Here is a 21,464-nt window from a genome sequence, read left to right as displayed (position 1 = left end):
AATTTATTGGTATTTGCTACTAACCCGCCATTTGAACAAGAAAAGCTTCAATATTCAATACAAAACCACAATTAGTAATATATAAATCTACCAAAGCCGCAGTTTATCGCTGGGGTATTAACTGTATCACTAAAGGGGTTAATCAAGAGGATTTAAAATAAAAACTATTAAACAGTACCTTAGAAAACTATTCGAACAGAATTATTTAATTAGGTTAATTTTTCAGCTTGAATTAACCAATTCCTTGGTGTGATTTCGTTTGCACAAAATTCAACCATGGTAACTTGATAACCCTGCTGTTGTAAAAAGCACATTCTATCCAGTAATAACCACTGCTCTAAAGCGTGCCTAAACAGGTGCGCGACTAGATCGATACGCTGAGTTAGCCTTTGCCTAGCTACCCCTTGAGCAAGATAGGCATCAAAGTCGGTTACAGCGCCGATATTGACTTGTTTTTGCGCCCCAGCCCAATAACAAAAATCACTAAATGATGCCGATAACTGGCTTCGTTTAACACTGGGGATCGGCAGATAGCGATCATTACCGCTAATATCTCGCTGCAAGCTATCAAAGCCTAAGCGCCAAGCAATTTCTTGATGTCGTAATGCTTGCTGCTTGTCATTGGCAATCACACTTTGCTGCAGCGGCAACTGTAAATCATGTCGCGATAGCTTAAGGCCACTGTTTTTTGCAGCATGGGATAGCGGCTGATAGTAATTAGCTTGAATAAGATGATAACAACAAGGTGAAAACGAGATTTGTTTGGTGTTTGCTTGAGCGGCTAACTCCAGCAGCCTAACATGTAAATCACCACAGGCATGTAACGCAATGGCATGTTGCTCTGAACTTAGCGGGTTGGCCCCTAATGTACTATTGGCTAAGTTAAACACATCAACACAATGAAACTGCTGCGACAATTGCCACTTGTCTGCAAACTGCTGGCCTTGCTCACACAAGCTTTGTTGCCACTCTAAACTGCTAACCTTAACTTGATGGGTTTTAGCAATATAACGTCCCAAATGGCCTTTACCTGCACACCATTCAACAATCGGGTTTCCTTTAGGAATATGCGCTGAAAAAGCAGTAATTTGCTGCCACTTTCGGCCTTTGATATGGGCGCTGAAATGGCTAAGCTCAGTGTCAGACAGGCCTATTTCTACAGCGTGTGCTTCAAACGATTTGGGTTCTGGTCTCGTTAACGATACATCACCATTTGTCGATGTGCTTAACATCGCGGCTAAGCCATCAATTTTCATCCCCAACTGCTGCATATCTTGCATCAATGACGGCAGTAACGCCGATACCAATGCCCCTTGAGCTACATCTAGTGCCTCTATGTCAGTATCAGCAATGGCCCAAACCTTTGCGGCTAAGCAAGGAAACTGCTCAGACCAAGGTAATTGCTGACAATCAAAGGCTTTCACTTGCCACAAACTATTTAGCTTTAGTAAGCACTCGCTAAGCTGGCCTAGCTTGGCGCTATTGTCGCTACAATTGTTAGCGTCTGTCGCGCAGTTCATGGCAATCTGTGTGCTCATTGGCATCCTATGGTTTATTGGTGTGATTGATGGTTTACACCATCATTAAGCACTCTCACTACTCACTACCTGCGACTTTGATAGCTGATTTAGGGTTAGATTTGGGTTCAGACTTTCGAACCGCCATGCGTTTACCTAACCAAACCCCCATAGCTAGAGGCGCAAAAAATATCGCAATTAAGAATAAAATGAAATACACAATCACACTTTTAATTAACTCAATCACTTGGGCAAACACTAATTCAACGGTTTTTTGGGTTAGTGCATCTAAATCTTGAATAGCAGCGCTGCGTTCATCAGCAATCATTTGCGCTAACGCTTCTCGCTCGTGAACAATAATTAAGGCTAGTGATTCACGCTCTTTTGATAACTGCTGCAGTTTATCATCTGTGACATCACTCAGTTGATCTAATAATGGCGCCAGCTCCACTCGCATATCACCGGCAAGCATGGTCATCATTTCAGGGGTTTGCTGCATTAACTGCTGAAATTTTTTGGTGGTTTCACTGATATTTTTAAGGGCTAATTCTATATCAGCGGCGCTAACATCAGCATGAAGTGCATATAACTCGGCTTTCCAGCCAAGAATTTTTGGCATCTGCTCAGTGGTCATCGCCATACGATCAGACATATCACTCATCACCTCAGGCATTGAACCAAAAGTGGTAATGGCTTCAAACTCTGAAATATTGCTAAAAGCCAACCAAGCATTAAAGGCAGTAGTGCGGGTAAAGGTAATATCCTCAAGCGGATTTTCAGCCACATATTGGCTCACAAACGCTTGATTATTTTTGAACTTTTGGTTGCTAATAAAGCCTTTTACTGTCGAGACGAATTGATCCGCTAATTTTTCACTGCTATCTATCGCGAGCTGCTGTTGTTCACCGAATAACTCACTGCCAGCACCAGTTTCATAAAACTGCTTCATTTGCTCGGTCAACACCCAAGTATCGAGCATTGCCGCTACTGGAGAGGCTTGGAATATAGCCCGCTGCAGGCTTTGCTCAGCGTAAATTTTCCACATTAAGGTGTTAGCTCTAACGTTGTCATCATCGCTATTAGCTGCAATGCGGTCTGCGGTGGCTTCAATTTCAGCATAAAAGCTATAGCTAAATTCACGGCTAAACATACGCATGTTTATCTGCTCTTTAGGTAAGGGTTCAACGCCACTTTCAAGCTTAACTTCTAGCAGTGAACAAGCCGTTAAACTTAAAGATAACAAGCCGATACTCATAAGGCTAAGCAGTTTTTTACAGGTGATAATAAGGGGGTGAAACTGAGCAAACCAGCAACGACTACTCAGGCTAGCAAGATTTTTTACAGCTAAATTAAACCATGATTTCATGGTACTCTCCACGCAATAGCGACACAATAAAGCAGCAAGTTGGCTATTTATTATAGCAAAAAACCAACGAAACACTGACAACAAAGCCATAGTTACAACCAATTAAACTTGCAAATAACTTAATTAATTCAATAAACTATAGCTAGTCGCAGCCTAGTTTTATTTATTTAATTTGTCTATATGGTTTAATCAATAAATGCCAAGACTTTAGAACGGTAAAGGATTAACAATGCACTCACCTTGCGTCGCCAAATGCGGCTTAAATGAAGCAGATTACTGCATGGGCTGTTTTCGCCACATCAATGAAATTGTTGGCTGGGGACAAGCCAGTGAAGAGAAAAAACAAGCGGTATGGCAACAACTGCCACAACGAAAAGAACGAATGAAAGGCGGTAATAATAGCCAGATCATCAGCCGTGAGAAGTGGTTAAAAGCCCAAGCGGAAATTGAACAGCCTTGAATTGTAAAGCTGAGCAATAAAGCTTTCAGCCAAGCACAAAAAAGCCCATAAATATGGGCTTTTCATCTGAGTATCAGTAAACAAAGCTACTTTTTCATCATTGCTTTTAAATCTGCAAATGGATTATAGGTAGCGGCTTCTTGCTTGGTTTCAGTGGTATTGCCATAACGGATCAACTCTTCAAATCGAGAATGTTCATTATCGTGGCAATACAAGCATAACAATTCCCAGTTCGAGCCATCTGACGGGTTGTTATCATGGTTATGATCAACATGGTGTACCGTCAGCTCAGATAAATTCTTATGAGTAAACTCACGTGTACAACGGCCACATATCCAAGGATAGAGTTTTAAGGCTTGTTCACGGTAGCCTTTTTCACGAGTGGCTTTGTAATCTCTGGCTTCTGCTAATACTTTATCTAATTTACTTTGAGTAGCTGACATCGACTTTCCAATTTACTTTCATTACAAAATTACCCCAAGGATAAGCGCTGTTATCGGTTGGGGCAATGTTTTCTATCACAATTGCACTGCTCGAGTAATACTAACATCACTTAAAACAAGCACCACTTAAAACAAGCACCACTTAAAACAAGCACCGCTTAAAACAAGCAGCCGCTAGTAAGTCACTAACTCTGAATTAGACAAATGCTGGTAGTGTAAATAGCGTTCATATTGATTAACGATATCTGCAATAATTTGCTCTTGAGTATAACCCATCACATCGTAATGCTGACCGCCGTGCTCTAAGAACACTTCCACCCGATAATAGTCTTGCTCACTAGCAAAGCCTTCGACATCGGCACCATTCATGGTAAATGCTCGAATACGCAGCCCATAAGCAAACTGCAGGGTTTCGTTGTTACCGATCAATAAACGTACCCTTTCATCATCTTGGGTGATGACAGCAGGCATATTTTTAGCTAAAAATATTTGTCTGACTTGTTCAAGTCCCGGTTTGGCGATGTTATCTAAAAATCGCTGCGCATCTTCTTGACTGGGGTGAGAGACCAGTACATCAATACGATCTTCCCAGCTCATGTTGGCTTTAGCAAATTGCACACTGGTATTGTGTTGCTGCACACTTTCTAATTTCAAGCGATCATCTTGTAAGGCTTTATACAAGCCAAGGCACATCAATAGCATCACAATCATGATTGGCATTGCACTGGCAATCGCTGCTGTTTGTAACGCTTGTAAGCCACCAGCGAGTAATAATACGCTCGCGACAACACCTTGCAGTATCGCCCAAAAAACTCGCTGGCCTACTGGCGCTTGTTCATTACCGCCTGAGGTCAAGTTATCAATCACTAACGAGCCGGAATCTGATGAAGTAACAAAAAATGTTACCACTAAGAATATGGCAATGATGGACAATACTGATGAAAATGGTAGATGCTCAAAAAATCGAAACAAGGCCACCGATACATCATTAGAAACCGCATCCGATAGATAACTCGCCCCATGGTTTCTAATCATATCAATGGCGCTATTACCAAATACTGTCATCCATAGGAAAGTGATGCCAGTTGGGAAAAATAACACCCCGACTAAGAATTCTCGAATAGTGCGCCCACGACTGACACGAGCAATAAAAGTACCTACAAATGGCGACCATGAGATCCACCAGCCCCAATACAATAATGTCCAGCCACCAAGCCAATCATCTTTTTGCTCGTAGGCGTATAAGTTAAAGGTTTTACCCACAATATCACTTAAATAACCACCGGTATTTTGAACAAATGCTTGCAGTAACAGCACTGTTGGTCCAAGAACTAAAACTGCCACAAGCAATAGAAGTGCTAACGCAAGGTTAAGCTCACTTAAACGTTTAACGCCTCTATCTAAGCCTGCAAAAACAGAAACCGTTGCTATCGCGGTAATCGCCATAATGATAATAATTTGCACAGTGATGTTATTTGGCAAACCATCAATTAAATAACTTAAGCCTGAATTGACCTGTAGCACCCCAAAGCCCAATGAGGTTGCTACGCCAAACATGGTGCCGATCACCGCAAACGTATCAACCGCGTGCCCTATAGGGCCATAGATACGCTCGCCAATGAGTGGATATAAGGCAGAACGTGGCAGTAAAGGCAGTTTATGACGATATGAGAAATACGCTAAGCTTAAAGCCACTACGGCATAGATTGACCAAATATGGATGCCATAATGGTAAAAAGTAATCTTCATGGCATCTTTTGCAGCCTCCAGTGACTCAGGCGTTGCATCAGGTGGGGCTAAATAATGCATCACTGGCTCTGCCACGCCAAAGAACATTAATCCAATACCCATCCCTGCAGAAAACAGCATAGATACCCAGCTTTTAAAGCTGTAGTCAGGCACGGAATGATCTGGGCCTAGTTTGATGTCACCAAAACGGCTCATCATGACAAAAATAATAAAGATGAGAAAAATAGCCACCCCAACAATATACAACCAGCCCGCTTTAACTTCTAACCAACTTTGAATGGCTTTAAAAAATTGGCTAGCTTCATTTGGCCAAACGGCACAAATAAATACCATGACAAAAATAAGCAATACTGAAGGGAAGAAAACCGGAGGGTTAACACTCGCTTTCTTAAACATGATTGAGACCTGTAAATAGGATAATGAACACAGCTACATAGGTAACAATTGCGCTGACAATTGCATAAGTATAGGCTGGTTCTATTGGATTGCGTTTAACGTAATCATTGAGGGGTAAATTTGTACTCGCGCGCATTGGGATTAAAAAGCACTATTTCTTAGTTGCTGAAGTGCTATTATCTGACGCCAAAGTTTCATTAGCTGACGCTTCATCGCTAGTTGCATTGCCGCTAGCATTTGCGTTTATATCACTATTGGCATTAGCGTTTATATCACTATTGGCATTAGCGTTTGTATTTGTATTTGTATTAGTATTAGTATTGGCATTAGCGTTTGTATTAGTATTGGCATTAGCAATCGAGATCCCCGCAGTTAAGTTAAAGCGCATGGCATCTTCAAATGACCAATCGACTTCAATTAAATCTTCACGCTTGACTAAACTCGTCACCCCAGCCATTTGGTAGCTAAGCTGAAACAATACTGGCACCCAATCACCTTCAGGTAGGGCTTCAGTAAGCGGTTTAGGCGCCTGTTGATTCATGATAAAGCCAACCACATAACCGCCATTGGCTTGCTTGATCAATACGGTTTTTTGATTCTTTGGCTTACCGTCTCGTTTCATTAAGTTCGCAATATCACGAATACTGCCATAGACAGATTTAAACAGCGGGAACTTCATTAATTGACGCTCAAGCCAAGCGTATAACCAAGCAAATGGGCTAAATGAAAATAACAGCCCTGAAATAAACACTAACACTGCCACCAAAATAAACCCGGCGCCGACAAAGCTGTTTTCTAAATTAACAATATCCAGCAGTAAATGGCCTAAACCATCTAAAGAAATAAATAATGACCAGAATAACCACAGACTCAGTGCCATTGGCAGTAAGTTAGTTAAACCACGAGAAAGGGTGTTTTTCATTGAGCCTACAAAACGAACGAGGAATTACAGAAATTTTAACACAGTTTGCTAATGCTCCAGCCTATTTAGCCCCCTTGTTGAGCAAAGGCTAATTAACTTTTGTGAGTTGGCTCACAGCATTAGCACTACCAGCATAAAAGTGACAGCAATAAAAAAGTCCCATTAACCATAATGAGACTGTTATTTTTTGCTTGCAGGCAAACATAGCTTACATATTTAGATCTTTTTCCATCTCTTCATAGGAAGTATGGCGAACATCTTTACCTTTAACGAAATAGATAATGTACTCACAAATGTTTTTACAGCGGTCCCCCACACGCTCAACCGCCCGCGCAGCCCAAAGTACATCTAACACACCAGGAATTGAGCGAGGATCTTCCATCATATAGGTCATTAACTGACGAATAATCCCTTCATATTCTTTGTCTAGTTTGGCATCTTCTTTGTGTAACTCTAAGGCATTATCAGCATCCATACGTGCAAGCGCGTCCAGTGTCGAATGCAAGGTACGGGTTGCATGGCGACCCATGTTTTCAATACTCACCAATAATGGCTGTTGATTGTTTAAACGTTTATCTAATGCTGCTTTTGCGATACGTACACAAGCATCACCAATACGCTCTAAATCAGTAATAGTTTTAGTTATGGTGATAATTAAACGTAAGTCACTTGCCGCTGGTTGGCGCTTAGCAATAATGCGGGTGCATTCTTCATCAATTGACACTTCCATGCCATTTACGCGGTGATCGCCATTAATCACTTTTTGGGCAAGCTCGGCATCTAAGCTACCAAGAGCATCAAGGGCTTGTTCAAGTTGGCGCTCAACTAAACCGCCCATGGCCAAAACACGGTTACGAATATCTTCTAATTCAGCATTAAACTGTCCAGAAATATGCTTATTTAAACTTTTGTTTTCCATTACTTTATTACCTTAATTATCTCTGACTTTCTCACCAATGACTTGCCATAAGCGCCAGCTTACTCACTTCGTTATTATTAACCGTAACGACCTGTGATGTAATCTTCGGTTTTACGCTTTTGCGGCGTGGTGAAAATGGTATTGGTATCCGCATATTCAATCAACTCGCCCATGTACATAAAGGCGGTTTGATCAGAAACCCGCGCCGCTTGTTGCATGTTATGGGTCACTATCACTACTGTGTATTTCGATTTAAGCTCAGTGATCAGCTCTTCGATGGTTAAGGTTGAAATAGGATCCAGTGCTGATGTGGGCTCATCAAGCAATAACACTTCAGGCTCAATAGCAATAGCGCGAGCAATAACCAAACGTTGTTGCTGACCACCCGATAGGCCAAAAGCATTATCGTGTAAGCGATCTTTCACTTCATCCCAAATCGCAGCGCCACGTAATGACATTTCAGCAGCTTCGTCTAGTTCGCGGCGATTACTCACCCCTTGTAGGCGTAAGCCATAAACCACATTCTCATAAATTGATTTAGGAAATGGGTTTGGGCGCTGGAAAACCATACCGACATTTCGACGCAACTGAGCGACATCAACATTTTTGTCATAAATATTTTGCCCGTTCAGTAAGATTTCACCACTGATTTTACAGGTTTCAACCAAGTCATTCATGCGGTTAATACAACGCAGTAAGGTTGATTTACCACAACCACTTGGGCCAATAAAGGCGGTGACTTGTTTTTTAGGAATTTTCATTCCAACGTTATATAACGCCTGCTTATCACCATAACGTAAATCAAGGTTACGAATTTCTAGGGCAGTATCCTGTGCGGGTAAGTTTGCTAAATCAATAATGTTAGATTTAGTTGCGCGTTGATCAATTGAAATCATTTTTGTATTTTCCTCAGGATATCGCTAATTAATGTTCTAGCGAACGGAATTTTTCACGTAAGTGATTACGTACACTAATTGCTGTTAAGTTAAGTGTCACAATCACAGATACTAATAAGAATGAAGTCGCGTAAACCAATGGTCTCGCCGCTTCAACGTTAGGGCTTTGAAAGCCAACGTCATAAATATGGAACCCAAGATGCATAAACTTACGTTCTAAATGCACAAACGGGAAGTTCATATCAATCGGTAATGTCGGCGCCAGTTTTACCACGCCCACTAACATCAGTGGTGCTACCTCACCTGCTGCTCGGGCGACCGCAAGAATAAGTCCGGTCATAATCGCAGGGCTTGCCATTGGAATAACAATGCGCCATAAGGTTTCAAATTTGGTTGCCCCTAAGGCTAAGCTGCCTTGACGCACGGCACTTGGAATACGGCTTAAGCCCTCTTCCGTAGATACAATCACCACAGGTAAAGTTAAGATAGCCAAGGTTAAGGCTGACCAAATCACCCCTGGAGAACCAAACGTTGGCGCAGGCAATGCTTCAGGGTAAAACAGCTGATCTAACGAACCACCAAGCATATACACAAAGAAGCCCAAACCAAATACACCATAAACGATTGATGGCACACCGGCTAAGTTAATCACCGCAATACGGATCATCTTAGTAATTGGCCCTTTTTTGGCGTACTCATGTAAATAAATTGCCGCGATTACGCCAAATGGGGTCACGATAACCGCCATGAGCATCACCATAAATACCGTACCAAAAATAGCAGGGAACACGCCGCCTTCGGTGTTAGCTTCACGTGGGTCTTGGCTAATAAAACGCCCCATGCCCACAAACCAATGACCGAGTTTATCGAAGATGTTCATGTGATTGACATAGCTAACATCAAGCACGCTATCAAGTTTTAAGGTGACCTCTTCACCGCGCATATCACGCACAACCACTGAATCTCGCGCCGCTTTGTCGCGCAGGGCAAATAAGTCTTTTTCCATAACTAAGTAGTCTTGGTTTAACTGCTCTGCTTGGGCGTCCATCTCAGCTTTAATCGCTGGAGTGAGTTTGCCATCCAGTTCATATTTACGCTCTTTTAGGCGCAAACGCTCTAAGGCATAGTTCACTGAACCAATTTCAGACTTTTGCAGTGCCAGCGCCTCATCAGCAATATCAACTGCACGCTTGATATGTGCTACTAACGAAGTTTCAATGGCCTCGCCGGTAATATTTAAGCGCTTACCGTCTTCAATGACCGCAATTGGATAACCGTAAAAGTTACCATTTTTAGCCCTTTCGAGCATGGCCACATCAGCTGGCTTTTCACGGCTGACGATATCGGTGCCGAGGATCCAGCGAAAATCTAAGCCAACGAATTCACGGTTACCGGTTTTAACTAAGTAACGAGTCACAAACTCGCCAGGATGTTCATCAAACTGATGACCCGCTGCAATTAAACGTTCAGTGGGCACTTCTTCACGGTCGTAGATTTCACCAATTAGGGTTGTTTTAACGCCATTATTGTCTTCTAGCTGCCACTGATAAATATCGGCAGGCCAGAAGTAACTTAAGCCGCGCCACGCAATCAATAACAACAAACCCAGTACTGCAATCAAACAAATGCTCACCGCACCGCCAGTCATCCAAATCCATGGAGAACCTGATTTAAACCACTTACCCATTGCACAAACCTCTCAAGGCGATTGGCGAAATATTAAAAACTCTGTTCATCTTCATTCCTTAAAGTGAGCTATAACGTTCACGTAGACGTTGGCGTACCACTTCAGCAATGGTGTTAAAGACAAAGGTGAATACAAACAACACAAATGCCGCAAGGAATAGCACACGGTAATGGGAACTACCAATGGCAGACTCTGGCATCTCGACGGCGATATTTGCCGCTAGAGTACGCATCCCTTCAAACACACTCCACTCAAGGATTGCGGTGTTACCTGTTGCCATTAATACAATCATGGTCTCCCCCACTGCGCGGCCTAAACCCATCATGATAGCAGAGAAAATACCTGGGCTTGCCGTAAGCAGCACCACGCGGGTTAAGGTCTGCCAGTTAGTCGCGCCCAGTGCCAGTGAACCATTTGATAAATGACGTGGCACTGAGAAAATCGCATCTTCAGCAATGGAGAAAATTGTTGGAATAACCGCAAAACCCATCGCAATACCCACAACAAAGGCGTTGCGTTGATCGAATGTAATGCCTAAATCATTGGTAATGAACTGACGGGTATTACCATCAAAGAAGGCGATTTCGATTACAGGGCTAATCTCAAATGAGAACCAACCCACAAACAAAATCACTGGAATTAACATGATCTCTTGATAGGTTTCCGGTAGGCGTTGCTTCCATTTCGCTGGCAATTTACTCCAGGTAAATGCACTGACTAAAATACTGGTGGGCAGTAATGTGAGTAACACTAAAATGCCCGGTAAGTGATCTTCAATCAATGGCGCTAACCAAAGGCCAGCTAAGAAGCCTAAAATTACTGTCGGCAGTGCTTCCATGATTTCAATGGTCGGCTTAACCACGCCGCGCACTTTTGGCGACATAAAGTAGGCGGTATAAATCGCCCCTGCAATGGCCAGAGGCACGGCAAATAACATTGCATAAAATGCCGCTTTCATGGTGCCAAAAGCTAACGGCATTAAGCTTAATTTTGCTTCAAAATCATCTGAGCCCGAGGTTGACTGCCATACATATTGTGGCTCTGGGTAACCTTCGTACCAGACCTTTTCCCACAAAGCACTCCAAGACACTTCAGGGTGAGCATTATCAACCGCGAAAATGTTGAGCTTATTATTAGCTTCAACCACTAAGGCGTTTGAACGAGGGCTAAATGCCATCGCGCCCGGGTTGGCGATATCAAATGTTTCAGTGAATAAGTTGCGCTGACTGGTGGTATAAAGCAGTGATAGCTCACCTTCAGGGCTGACTACCGCAAAACTTTTACGGTAAAACTCTGTCGTCATGGCTCCGACTTTAGCGTCATTGTCAAAGTGTCTTATTTTTTGATACAAACGACCACTGCGACCACTGACTTGGAAATACTGGTCAATTAAGCCATTATCATAACTGACTAAAATTGAACTAGCACCTGCTAGCAGCATCACTTTCGACACCACTGACTTACCATTTTTCACATCGATAACTTGCAACAAGCTAGGTTCGTCACTATTGCGAATATCATAAATAAACAGTTTATTCGATGTTGGCAGGATCAATTGACGATGATCCGGTGTCATTAAGGCCGTAAAGGCATTATTGGGTGCATCTTTGATATAGGTTAAATCTGAATACCATTCGATTTCTTCAGTCATCATGTTTTCTTCGCCTTCAAGGCGACTTAGCTTCCACGAGCCATTGTCATCTTGATAAGCAAAACCAACACGATTATCGATATAATCAAAAACCAGATTGTTAAGGGCTTGGCCTTCATCCACCATAATCGGTGTTTCACCCAGTGGATAACGTAATCTTGGGGTAATGGTGCGCTTGTTATCTGGGTAAGTTACTCCAAAATCCACCCCGACGATTAATGCTTCACCAGTGCTTAAGCCTAAGGCAAAACGTTGCTCGTTAGGTTTAGCTTTAGCGCTACTAACAACCGTTGCGCCCTTAGGAAGCTTAGGTTTGAAGCTGGTGATTAACTGACGCCCTGCAACTGAATAAAAATCAACTTGGCCATCGACTAATACCCGATAAGCAATTTCATTTTGCTCATCACTGCCGACCATTAAGGTCGCGACCTCAGTTTGTTGATAGCTGATGGTTGAAATAGGCTCAACATCGGCGCCATCAAATATAGGTTTAATCACATACAATAAATAAAAGAAAATCAGCAACAAAGCGACAAATACCATGGTGCCACCCACAGTGACACCCACTTCAGCTGCCTTATCCATAAACGCTCTACGGCTGGTTTGTCTGTTTACTAACAAACTCTTCGCCGCAGAACCAGGCTGACTTACCTGACTTTCCATTAAGAACCTCTATAATTAATCGTTAACGATATTTCGCTATGATTGTTTGATTCGCTGTGTTACTAACTAAACGGTGCTTTTTACTTAAGCGAACTGTTTTTTCTTTAAGCAAATTGCCAGTTTTAAAACAGCTATTTAGCTTGTGTTTATGGCAGACTATAAATGCCATATTTTATTGAGCTGAATTATATGACGTCTTTATGACAGTAGTGTTACAGCAGATTTATTTGTTAAAATTTTGGGAGTTTATTTTATGCTTCATTACCTGATAACCCTTCAAGCACCTGATAGAAAAGGATTAGTTGAACAAATCGCCAATGTAATAAGTCGTCATAACGGTAACTGGCTGGACTCAGAAATGCGTCATATTGATGGCATTTTTGCGGCAATATTACAGTTAGAAGTATCAGCCCTTAAATGGGACGCATTATTAGATGCTTTAGAGTGCATTGACGGCCTAACCTGCAGCTTTAATAAAACCAGCCAAACCCCTGTACCAATAAAACGTCTCAGCTTCAATTTAGTCGCTTATGACCGTGAAGGCTTAGTGCTGGAAATCTCAAATAAGATCAATGCCCTTGGGATCAACATCGAGCAATTTAGTAGCAAACAAGAAACTGCTGGCCACACAGGCATCGCCTTGTTCAGGGCTACAATGGGCTTGGGGTTATCAGATCCATGCCAAGAAGAGCAACTTACTGACTCTTTGTATGAGTTAGGTGATGATGTGGTATTAGATAAGCTCAGTAAAAGTGCTTAATAGTCAATATTTTTCAAGGCACTTGAACAGCATATTCAGAAGTATTGAAAGCTTGAGATGCAAAATAATCAGTCATGGCCAAGTCCATGACTTTTTATCCCCTACTTGAGCGTATTTAAGGAGTATTTCTCCCTAAAGCCAATCTAAAAAAGCGGTTAATCTAACGGGCATTCATCTGGTAGACTGCATGACATAATCAACAATAACACCACAATATAAGAGAATACCGATGTTAGGCACCTTATCAAAAATGCGCACTCACCTTAATGAACAAGATGAAGTGCAGTACGAACTGCCGGTTGGCGATAATAGCGTTGCGCTAAACCCATTAATTGGTAAAACCCTAACCCTTAGCCATACAGGCAATATTTTCTGTTGTAATTGCGGTAAAAAAACCAAGAAGAGCTACTCTCAGGGCCACTGCTATGTGTGCATGCAAAAGCTGGCAAGCTGTGATTTATGCATCATGAAACCTGAAACCTGCCATTTTGATCAAGGTACTTGCCGTGAGCCAGAATGGGCGCAAACTCATTGTTTTGTGCCTCACTTTGTTTACCTATCAAATACTTCAGGCATCAAAGTCGGCATTACCCGTTACACCCAAATCCCCACGCGTTGGATTGACCAAGGTGCCACCCAAGGGCTACCTATTTTCAAGGTCTCAACTCGCCAATTGTCAGGTTTAGTGGAAGTTGAGTTTGCTAAACTCATCAATGATAAAACTAATTGGCAAGCCATGTTAAAGGGCAATGCTGATGATGTTGATTTAGTAGAAATGGCTCAGCAATTAATGCCTGAAGTAGAGCAGAGACTCGTTGAACTGCAGCAAGAAAACCCTGATTTTGTTATCGAAAGGCTCGATAATTCGATACAAAGCATTCATTTCCCTATCACTGAATTTCCTAAAAAAGTTAAGTCGCATAACTTTGATAAAACACCTGAGGTCACCGGGGTTTTACAAGGTATCAAAGGCCAGTACTTAATCTTTGACACTGGGGTGATTAACATCAGAAAGTTTTCATCTTACGAAGTAGAAATCGCGCAATAGCCAGTCACCTTGCGTTAATTCTTCATATAAATGTGATTGTTTAGATTAATACTAACAGCTTGCTTTAACAAAAAAGCCGCCGACATCACTGTCGGCGGTTTTTAGTTTTTGGACGCAATTGCTTAATTAAAGCCTTGTTAATTATTAAATAATTCAGTAGCTGTCATTATGTGGGATAGCTCTTAGCATCATGGTGGTTAATTTATCAAAGCGTTGTTCTCGATTTTGAACCGGTTTATCTGTTTCAGTGAAACCTTGAGCAAGTACACGCCAAATAGGTTGTTGACTATTAGGAATAAATATCGCTACAAGTACAGAACCCTTTTCAAACTCGTCATCTATCCCTGCTGTTGATAGTCCAGCGACTAAGCCAGCCTTGTCCATAATTTCTTTATCGCTCATTTCAGACTCTAACGCCATGCCAAAACCTATGACCATACTTGGCGACTGCGCTTCACTCACCAATGAATAGCCTTTTTTATCCATAATTTTGGTGATTGACTGCCGCATATGGCGGATCAGTTCTTCATCATCTAGCTTATTAGCAGTATGAACACTAAACATCGTTGGATGCCAAGCAAAGGTTTTGCCATAAGGCGATATTGCGCCTAAATCACCAGTGGTAACCATAGTAACACTTGTTGGCACATGGACTTCTGTGGCCTCTTTACTGGTGCAGCCAGTTAAGAAAATCAATAATAAACTCACCCATAAAAAATGTTGTTTCTTTATCATTTACGCCTCAACTATCTATTTCAACCAGATTGGTAGTTTAGAAGGTTACAAAACCTCTTATTAATATAAATCTACCATATAAACCATAACCTAACCTGACTGAAATTCAACGAGATCACAAACTTAATAGCCAGTATTCACCATCCAAGCACTTATAAAACAAAACACAGGCGTAACACCAGCGCCACTCAAACCCATCATTTAGCAAACCAATGTAACTCACAAAAAATGCTGGCATTGTCATTCGCATCATTCAGGGATTAATTTTCACTAGGTTACTGTTTAAATTAAGGCTAATATGCAGTTCAAAAATCTTTTATCCTAACCCCCAAAACAAAACCTTATATGGAATTAATTTTTACTATTGCATTATTCGCCTTTTCAGCCGGTATAACCCCTGGGCCAAACAATATTATGTTGATGACCTCAGGAGTGAACTTTGGTGTTAAACGTAGTATTCCCCACTTGATGGGTATTTCTTTGGGCTTTCCGACCATGATACTGGCCATTGGTCTGGGGTTAAGTAGCTTATTTCAAACCTACCCCATCATGCACCAAATTATAAAAGTCGTTGGGATCACTTACTTACTTTACCTTTCTTGGCTAATTGCTAACAACAACAGTAATTTAGAAGGTAAACAAACCAGTAAACCCTTTAGCTTTATACAAGCTGCAGCCTTTCAATGGGTCAATCCTAAAGGCTGGATAATTGCAATTGGTACCATTGCGACTTTCACGAACATTGAGCAACCGTTAACACCTCAAGTGCTCACTATTGCCATGGTCTTTTTATGTATCGCACTGCCCTGTGGCTCTGTGTGGCTAAGTTTTGGGGTTGGGCTGAAAAAGTTATTAAAAAATCAACGACAGCAACGCATTTTCAATGTTTCGATGGCAGTGTTATTAGTGCTGTCGATCATTCCGATGATCCTACCCAATAGTTAACCCAAGTAGTAACAATAGGTTTATATGTCTGAAATTAGCCAAGTCGAATTAGAAACTGCCAACTGGGTTTCTAAAGTGATTATGAAATACAATATTTGTCCTTTTGCCCGCCGTGAAATCGAACGCAATAGCATTCGCTATTTCACTTGTGAACAAACCAAAGTAAAGCAGGTAATGAAGGATTTTTTAACTGAATGTCAGTATTTGGATGAAAATCCACAAGCAGAAACCACACTGTTTATCTTGCCTCGTGGCTTTGAAGGGTTTTACAGCTATCTTGATATTGTTGACTTGGCCAATGACAAGTTACTTGAGCATGACTATGAAGGGGTATATCAGTTAGCAAGTTTTCACCCTGACTATTGTTTTGAGGGAGAGCCCCAAGACAGCGCAGCAAACTATACCAATCGTGCGCCTTATCCAACCATCCATATTATTCGCGAAGCCAGTATGGAAGCCGCCTTAGCCGAATATAACGAACCTGAAACCATACCAGAGCGTAATATTGCTTTTGCAGAAAGAAAAGGCAGCGACTTTTTTGAAGCGTTATTAAAGCAGTGCAAACAGAGTTAGCACTGCTAAGGGCCGCTAGAAGGCTTCATTGACGTTAAAGTAAAAGCCGCTGTCACCATCACCAAACGCTAAATCTAGGCGTAAATTGACTTTAGGCTTAACCTCTAAACGATAACCGATACCAATATTAGGCAGTAACTCATCAAAGGACAGTTCGCCCACTTTGTCTGCAATACTGCCTGCACCAACCCAATAAACCATGCCGTGCCTGCCAGTTAAATGTTGTCGATACTCCACCTGAGCCAGCAGCATTTGTTTGTCACGATAGCGACCAGTGGTGTAGCCCCGTAATGAATTACCTCCACCGATTTTAGATAGCTGATCCCAAGGTACATCGCCGTGGGTGAAGCGTCCGCGTACTTGCCATGCTATGGTGTCATCATCAAGGATTGGATAATAGGCACTGTATAAAGCGTTATAGACTTCAAAGTCGTGCTTGCCGCCAAAATCTTCGCGATACACGCCAATCTCAAACTGGCTAATGCTCCCCTGCTGCGGGTTAAGCACATGATCGCGGGTATCATAGTTAATTAATAAATTGACCCCAACATTACGAGAAACTTCTTGTAAAGGGTCAACATCCACATCAATTGAGACCACATCAACATCCGTGGCCTTTGCATAGGTAAAATCAAAACCTGCTCCCACAAAACTATGGGCGGATATGCGCTGCAGGAACATAGGGTTAACTTGAAATGTTTGACTATTAAATTCAACCCGATTTAAGTCTTGCTGGTTAAATTCATAACCTACGCCGTAGTACACATCCGGTATGTCATACACATTGGCATTTAAATAAAGACGTTGGTTATCGCCATTAAAAAAGGTTTTATTTTCAATCCCGACCCCTAGCGCGCCATTGATTGAGGCTAAACCATTAATAACCAAAGAAGATAAATCACTTACAGTATCCTCTGGGTCGACTTGATATAGCCCAACCACAGATATCCCAACACCTAAACTCATTTCAGGGTTATAAAATGGCCCAGGTAAATAGCTAAAATCAATGCCCTTATCTGGATCAAACTCACCATCGGCACCGAGGTTAGTCAGTAGGTTTTCAAACCAGCCTTGATCTTCAGCTTCATCGGTTATGGTTTCAAGCTGATCAGCGCCAACCAATACCGCCTCTCCTTCGCTTGTTGTTATTGGCGCTGACGTTTCTGGCTTTATTGTTGAATTTACTTGTGAATTTATTTCTGCGTTGGCAGAAATAGCCGCATTCGCCTCCGTTAATGGGGCAGCAATAGCGGCATTGATGGCAAAAAAGCTGGCACAATTTACAATCAGTAGGCGAGTAACAAACGGACTAATTATTTTCATTTAACAGCGCACCTATTGCTGGTTCAATTGTGGCAGCGTCATTAATAGCTGCACCAGTGTCTGCAGCATTTTGAGGCTCTGTTTGTTCGCGAGTGTCTGGCAAGTCATCTAGCGGCGTTTGTTGATGGGTCAAATGAGGGTTTTCAGCTAAATGCTGCTTTAACAACTTATAATCCTCACGTTCATCATATTTAGCAATCTCTACAAACTGCAAATGGGTAAAGCCATCAAGCCATAATTCTTCTGGTACGTGGCTAAATGAACCTGCAAACTTTTTATCTACACTAATGTGCTGCACAGCCACTTCATCAAAGTTAATCCCAAAAAGCTCAACGGCTAATGATAAGTGTTGTGGTGATGCAGGCGCGTCGTAAACTGCTGCTACCTTGTCCCATTGATCACTCGCCTGAGCTTGCTCTTTACTGACCAAATAAGGTGATTGTTTGTCGCCGAGTAGGTAATGACGTTTAAGTAATACGAATTTATTTGGTAGTGGCTCGTTTGAGTCCCACCAGTCACCATCGATTGCCCTAAAGAGCGCATTGGTTTGCTCTTTAGATAAAGGCTCCAACCAAGCCAATGTGGCCGCTAACCAACCCGTCATATGATAATCATATTGCTGCTTGGTCATGGCTAAATTGTTGGTCAGGATTGCTAACGCAATTTTGGCTCCCAGCATGTTTGAATATAAATCTTCTAACGAATAAGCCGATACCGCTTCTGTCCATAAGGCAAAACTGCGATAACCATGCCACTGGGATATTTCATGGGCTTCAGCCATAGTAAAGGCTAAGCGTACCGCCATGGCCGCCGCTAACTCCCAACGGTCATCTGCCGATAAATAACTCACATCAAAAGCGGCAAGTTCAAAGGTTCTATGGCCAATTTCTAATGGTAATTCAATTGACTGTGCCTGACCCAGTTTAGGCTGAATAAGATAAAACAGGGCAATAGCATTATCAGCGGTATCACGCACATGGGCTAAATCAATAAAGCCGCCTTTACGGGTATAAAGCATGCCATTGTTTTCCATGCTCTTACCGCTATCAGGTGAGCCTTTTTCATAACTAAATGTACCGGCATCAAATGCATGTGCGCCAATATCCTCAAGCGCTACTGTGTTAGCGTGACGATAAAAAGGGATCGGTAATAACCCCATAGCGACTTTTTGGTCAAAACCAAAAGCACAACAAGGTCTGACACTGGCGGGCATTGAAAGTGCTGCATTTTCAGGAAGGGTAATATCTCTGACTAAGGCATTATCAGGTATATCATCTAAAGCGGCACTGACCGCAATATCTGTGGGTAATGCGCGCACTTGCCACTCATTACTAGAGCAAGCGCCTAAGGTCATAACTAAGCCTAAAAATGATATCGCTACGGGAATTTTTATGATTTTCATTGAATAAAAGCCCTGATTTCTTTATTAATTTGTTTAGGAAAGTCATTACTCAATCCGTGAACACCGTCAGGTATAACTATGATAGGTGCATTTAAAAACTCAGCAAAACGACGACCGTTATCTAATGGGAACACCACATCCTTTTCCCCCCAGATTAAGATGGTTGACGGTAAAGAGTCGGCAAATTCGTCGGGGTTTAATTGATCCCGATAAGCCGGCAAGGTGGTAATAAGAGATTCTTTTTGTGGCAGAGAGTCGGCAAAGTAATATTCATAAACCTGCTGGTCGATGAACGCTGGCATCCATGGATAATCAACGAAAGTTTTTTCAAGTAAACGTCTTACTCCAGGGCCATTCTTAGGCACAAAAACCGCTTCAGGCACATCGGCGCCAAAGCGCTTGGTCATTGCTAGCATATCTTCATCTGAAAATATCAGTCCTGGACTTGCTAGCATCACCACCTTATCCACTTTGGGCTCGTGGATCATTAAATCAAAAGTAACAAAACCGCCAAAAGAAATACCCACCAGGTTAACGCTGCTTAACGCTAATTGGCTTATCAACTGTTGCATAGCTTGGGTTTCACTACTGATAGTGGCAGGTGCAGCGCTATAGGACTCACCAAACCACAGTAAATCCGGCACTATTATTTGATAATCCTCACTCAAGTCGAGCATCATTTCATACCAGCTGGTCATGCCATTACCACCAAAACCATGTAGTAATAATAAAGTGGGTTTAGCGCTATCGCCCCCTTGCCAGTAATGTAGCTCTCCACCCTCTGCGAGTTCCAATTTATGGCGCTCAAAGCCATTGCTTCGTAGATTGTTTTGTTGGTAGTCATCAACCATTGCAACTAAGCTGCAACCGCTAAGTAAAAGAGCAAAAACACAGAAAGTTAAGAGCTTCATCTATATTAAAACCTATATCCAATACCTGCCATAAAACTAGTACGAGTTCCAATACCGCCCTCAAGCAGTAAATCAAACCCTTTACCCAACTCAATTTGGCCACCAATTAAGCCATTCCATTTATCGGCTAAATGCTGGTTCACTTCAAATTTAGCACCAGGAATAGGCACGCCAATATCCTGTAAAAAACCACTGAAGGTTTGCTCAACATTTTGGTACATTCCGCCAATCCAAATTTGGGTATCGTGACCATGAATATCAAAACGGTAACCAACCCTTGGTGAAACAACAATTGAACTGATTTCACCTTCTAAAATATCTAAATCTGTATTGGTATAATTAACATCGAGCAAGGCAAACCAGTTACCAATACCGCCAACAATGGTGCCACCGGCGCCATAGGTTAAGCCTTCAAAATTTAAGGCAAAGTCAAAAGGAGCGGTTTCTACCGGCTTAAATGGAGGAGGAAGATCTAAGTTGACCGTGACATTTGCAATACTACTACCTGAGGTTTTACCAATAATGCCGTATAAATTTAAAAAAGGCAGCACCCACATATCAGCACGAAAGGTAATTGTTTCTGACTCTTGAATCGCTTCACTGCCTTTAATTGAGACAATTTCATCAAGCAGACCTAATCCCGAGAAACTGACATTTTCTACCACCAATGGCTGATCCATATTCATATAGGTCACCCCTATGCCATACGGCTTAGGTAACTCATAGCCTAAATCAATGGCATCTTGTGCCCAAATAGGAAAAACTCGGTCATATTTAGGCTGAACTTCGATAGCTTCATCCGCAGCTTCTGTAACCGACTCGTTAACGGACGCATTCACGTTTGCTTGAGTGACAAAAGCAGTAAAACCTAAAAAAATACCTGATAAAACTCTTAACATCATGTAGGGATATCCTTGAATAACCATGATTCAGTAATAGGCTATAAACTGAATAAATTCAACTTTAGCTATTATAGCGTACTGACAATAAAGCGTTGATATTTCGTACAAAAATACCAAGCTGCGCATAGTAGAGACGGAAGCTGAAATTATATTAAAAGCCGTCAATATAAAAATAAATTCATTTAAAGATAAGCAC

18 protein-coding genes and 1 pseudogene are annotated in these 21,464 nt (G+C 41.9%); 5 read left to right on the top strand and 14 right to left on the bottom strand.

Features of this window, described 5'->3' with window-relative positions; genetic code table 11:
• Window positions 1-209: 209 nt before the first annotated feature.
• Both AB4140_RS00900 and AB4140_RS00895 read right to left on the bottom strand, forming a co-directional pair.
• Window positions 210-1,538 (bottom strand): methyltransferase, encoded by a 1,329-nt coding sequence (locus tag AB4140_RS00900; RefSeq protein WP_371999396.1) that lies wholly within the window; start codon window positions 1,536-1,538, stop codon window positions 210-212.
• A 58-nt stretch (window positions 1,539-1,596) separates the two neighbouring features.
• Window positions 1,597-2,883 (bottom strand): chemotaxis protein, encoded by a 1,287-nt coding sequence (locus AB4140_RS00895; RefSeq protein WP_347230786.1) that lies wholly within the window; start codon window positions 2,881-2,883, stop codon window positions 1,597-1,599.
• Window positions 2,884-3,112: 229 nt separating this feature from the next.
• Between AB4140_RS00895 and AB4140_RS00890 the strand changes: the two genes are divergently transcribed.
• Complete coding sequence (locus AB4140_RS00890) at window positions 3,113-3,343, top strand: DUF1289 domain-containing protein (RefSeq protein ID WP_102437673.1); 231 nt, start codon at window positions 3,113-3,115, stop codon at window positions 3,341-3,343.
• Window positions 3,344-3,429: 86 nt separating this feature from the next.
• On the opposite strand, the gene AB4140_RS00885 is transcribed toward AB4140_RS00890, so the two are convergent.
• From AB4140_RS00885 to AB4140_RS00855, 7 genes and pseudogenes are all read right to left on the bottom strand, one after another.
• A complete protein-coding gene (locus tag AB4140_RS00885; RefSeq protein WP_076539886.1) occupies window positions 3,430-3,786 on the bottom strand; it encodes a YajD family HNH nuclease in 357 nt (118 codons plus the stop codon).
• Between the two features lie 174 nt (window positions 3,787-3,960).
• Window positions 3,961-5,931 (bottom strand): BCCT family transporter, encoded by a 1,971-nt coding sequence (locus tag AB4140_RS00880; protein ID WP_102437675.1) that lies wholly within the window; start codon window positions 5,929-5,931, stop codon window positions 3,961-3,963.
• Window positions 5,932-6,289: 358 nt separating this feature from the next.
• Window positions 6,290-6,853 (bottom strand): annotated as a pseudogene (locus tag AB4140_RS00875) (DUF502 domain-containing protein); the annotation flags it as partial.
• Between the two features lie 208 nt (window positions 6,854-7,061).
• A complete protein-coding gene (gene phoU, locus AB4140_RS00870; RefSeq protein WP_102437679.1) occupies window positions 7,062-7,772 on the bottom strand; it encodes a phosphate signaling complex protein PhoU in 711 nt (236 codons plus the stop codon).
• Between the two features lie 77 nt (window positions 7,773-7,849).
• Window positions 7,850-8,668, bottom strand: a complete 819-nt coding sequence (gene pstB, locus AB4140_RS00865) for a phosphate ABC transporter ATP-binding protein PstB (RefSeq protein WP_102437681.1) — start codon at window positions 8,666-8,668, stop codon at window positions 7,850-7,852.
• Window positions 8,669-8,696: 28 nt separating this feature from the next.
• Window positions 8,697-10,355 carry a phosphate ABC transporter permease PstA gene (gene pstA, locus AB4140_RS00860; protein WP_371999393.1) on the bottom strand — a complete coding sequence of 553 codons (1,659 nt, stop codon included), beginning with the start codon at window positions 10,353-10,355 and terminating at the stop codon, window positions 8,697-8,699.
• Window positions 10,356-10,413: 58 nt separating this feature from the next.
• Window positions 10,414-12,669 carry an ABC transporter permease subunit gene (locus AB4140_RS00855; RefSeq protein ID WP_102475668.1) on the bottom strand — a complete coding sequence of 752 codons (2,256 nt, stop codon included), beginning with the start codon at window positions 12,667-12,669 and terminating at the stop codon, window positions 10,414-10,416.
• A gap of 253 nt (window positions 12,670-12,922) precedes the next feature.
• Between AB4140_RS00855 and AB4140_RS00850 the strand changes: the two genes are divergently transcribed.
• On the top strand, window positions 12,923-13,429 hold the full coding sequence (locus tag AB4140_RS00850) for a glycine cleavage system protein R (RefSeq protein ID WP_102437687.1): 507 nt from the start codon (window positions 12,923-12,925) through the stop codon (window positions 13,427-13,429).
• Window positions 13,430-13,658: 229 nt separating this feature from the next.
• On the top strand, window positions 13,659-14,477 hold the full coding sequence (locus AB4140_RS00845; RefSeq protein WP_102437689.1) for a DUF2797 domain-containing protein: 819 nt from the start codon (window positions 13,659-13,661) through the stop codon (window positions 14,475-14,477).
• Between the two features lie 153 nt (window positions 14,478-14,630).
• Here AB4140_RS00845 and AB4140_RS00840 read toward each other — a convergent pair whose 3' ends face one another.
• Window positions 14,631-15,212, bottom strand: coding sequence for a DUF4136 domain-containing protein (locus AB4140_RS00840; RefSeq protein ID WP_303461765.1), 582 nt, complete (start codon window positions 15,210-15,212; stop codon window positions 14,631-14,633).
• Between the two features lie 345 nt (window positions 15,213-15,557).
• Between AB4140_RS00840 and AB4140_RS00835 the strand changes: the two genes are divergently transcribed.
• Both AB4140_RS00835 and AB4140_RS00830 read left to right on the top strand, forming a co-directional pair.
• Window positions 15,558-16,157, top strand: a complete 600-nt coding sequence (locus AB4140_RS00835) for a LysE family translocator (RefSeq protein WP_102437693.1) — start codon at window positions 15,558-15,560, stop codon at window positions 16,155-16,157.
• Between the two features lie 24 nt (window positions 16,158-16,181).
• The gene (locus tag AB4140_RS00830) at window positions 16,182-16,730 is read left to right on the top strand and encodes a DUF1415 domain-containing protein (protein WP_102437695.1); all 549 of its coding nucleotides are present in this window, start codon (window positions 16,182-16,184) and stop codon (window positions 16,728-16,730) included.
• Window positions 16,731-16,745: 15 nt separating this feature from the next.
• On the opposite strand, the gene AB4140_RS00825 is transcribed toward AB4140_RS00830, so the two are convergent.
• Genes AB4140_RS00825 through AB4140_RS00810 form a run of 4 tightly spaced genes read right to left on the bottom strand, consistent with a single transcriptional unit; the run spans window position 16,746 to window position 21,268 of the window.
• Window positions 16,746-18,053, bottom strand: coding sequence for a BamA/TamA family outer membrane protein (locus tag AB4140_RS00825; protein ID WP_102437697.1), 1,308 nt, complete (start codon window positions 18,051-18,053; stop codon window positions 16,746-16,748).
• Window positions 18,040-19,455 carry a DUF4056 domain-containing protein gene (locus AB4140_RS00820; protein ID WP_198589253.1) on the bottom strand — a complete coding sequence of 472 codons (1,416 nt, stop codon included), beginning with the start codon at window positions 19,453-19,455 and terminating at the stop codon, window positions 18,040-18,042. The genes AB4140_RS00825 and AB4140_RS00820 overlap by 14 nt, the downstream gene beginning before the upstream one ends.
• Window positions 19,452-20,366, bottom strand: a complete 915-nt coding sequence (locus AB4140_RS00815; RefSeq protein ID WP_371999390.1) for an alpha/beta fold hydrolase — start codon at window positions 20,364-20,366, stop codon at window positions 19,452-19,454. The genes AB4140_RS00820 and AB4140_RS00815 overlap by 4 nt, the downstream gene beginning before the upstream one ends.
• Before the next feature lie 5 nt (window positions 20,367-20,371).
• On the bottom strand, window positions 20,372-21,268 hold the full coding sequence (locus tag AB4140_RS00810; protein ID WP_371999388.1) for a virulence protein: 897 nt from the start codon (window positions 21,266-21,268) through the stop codon (window positions 20,372-20,374).
• Window positions 21,269-21,464 lie beyond the last annotated feature (196 nt).

The sequence above is a fragment of the Shewanella sp. 10N.286.51.B2 genome, from assembly GCF_041469265.1.
In the GTDB taxonomy this organism is placed as follows: domain Bacteria; phylum Pseudomonadota; class Gammaproteobacteria; order Enterobacterales; family Shewanellaceae; genus Shewanella.
Note: the sequence above shows the minus strand (reverse complement) of the source record. Positions and strands in the feature narration are given on the sequence as shown.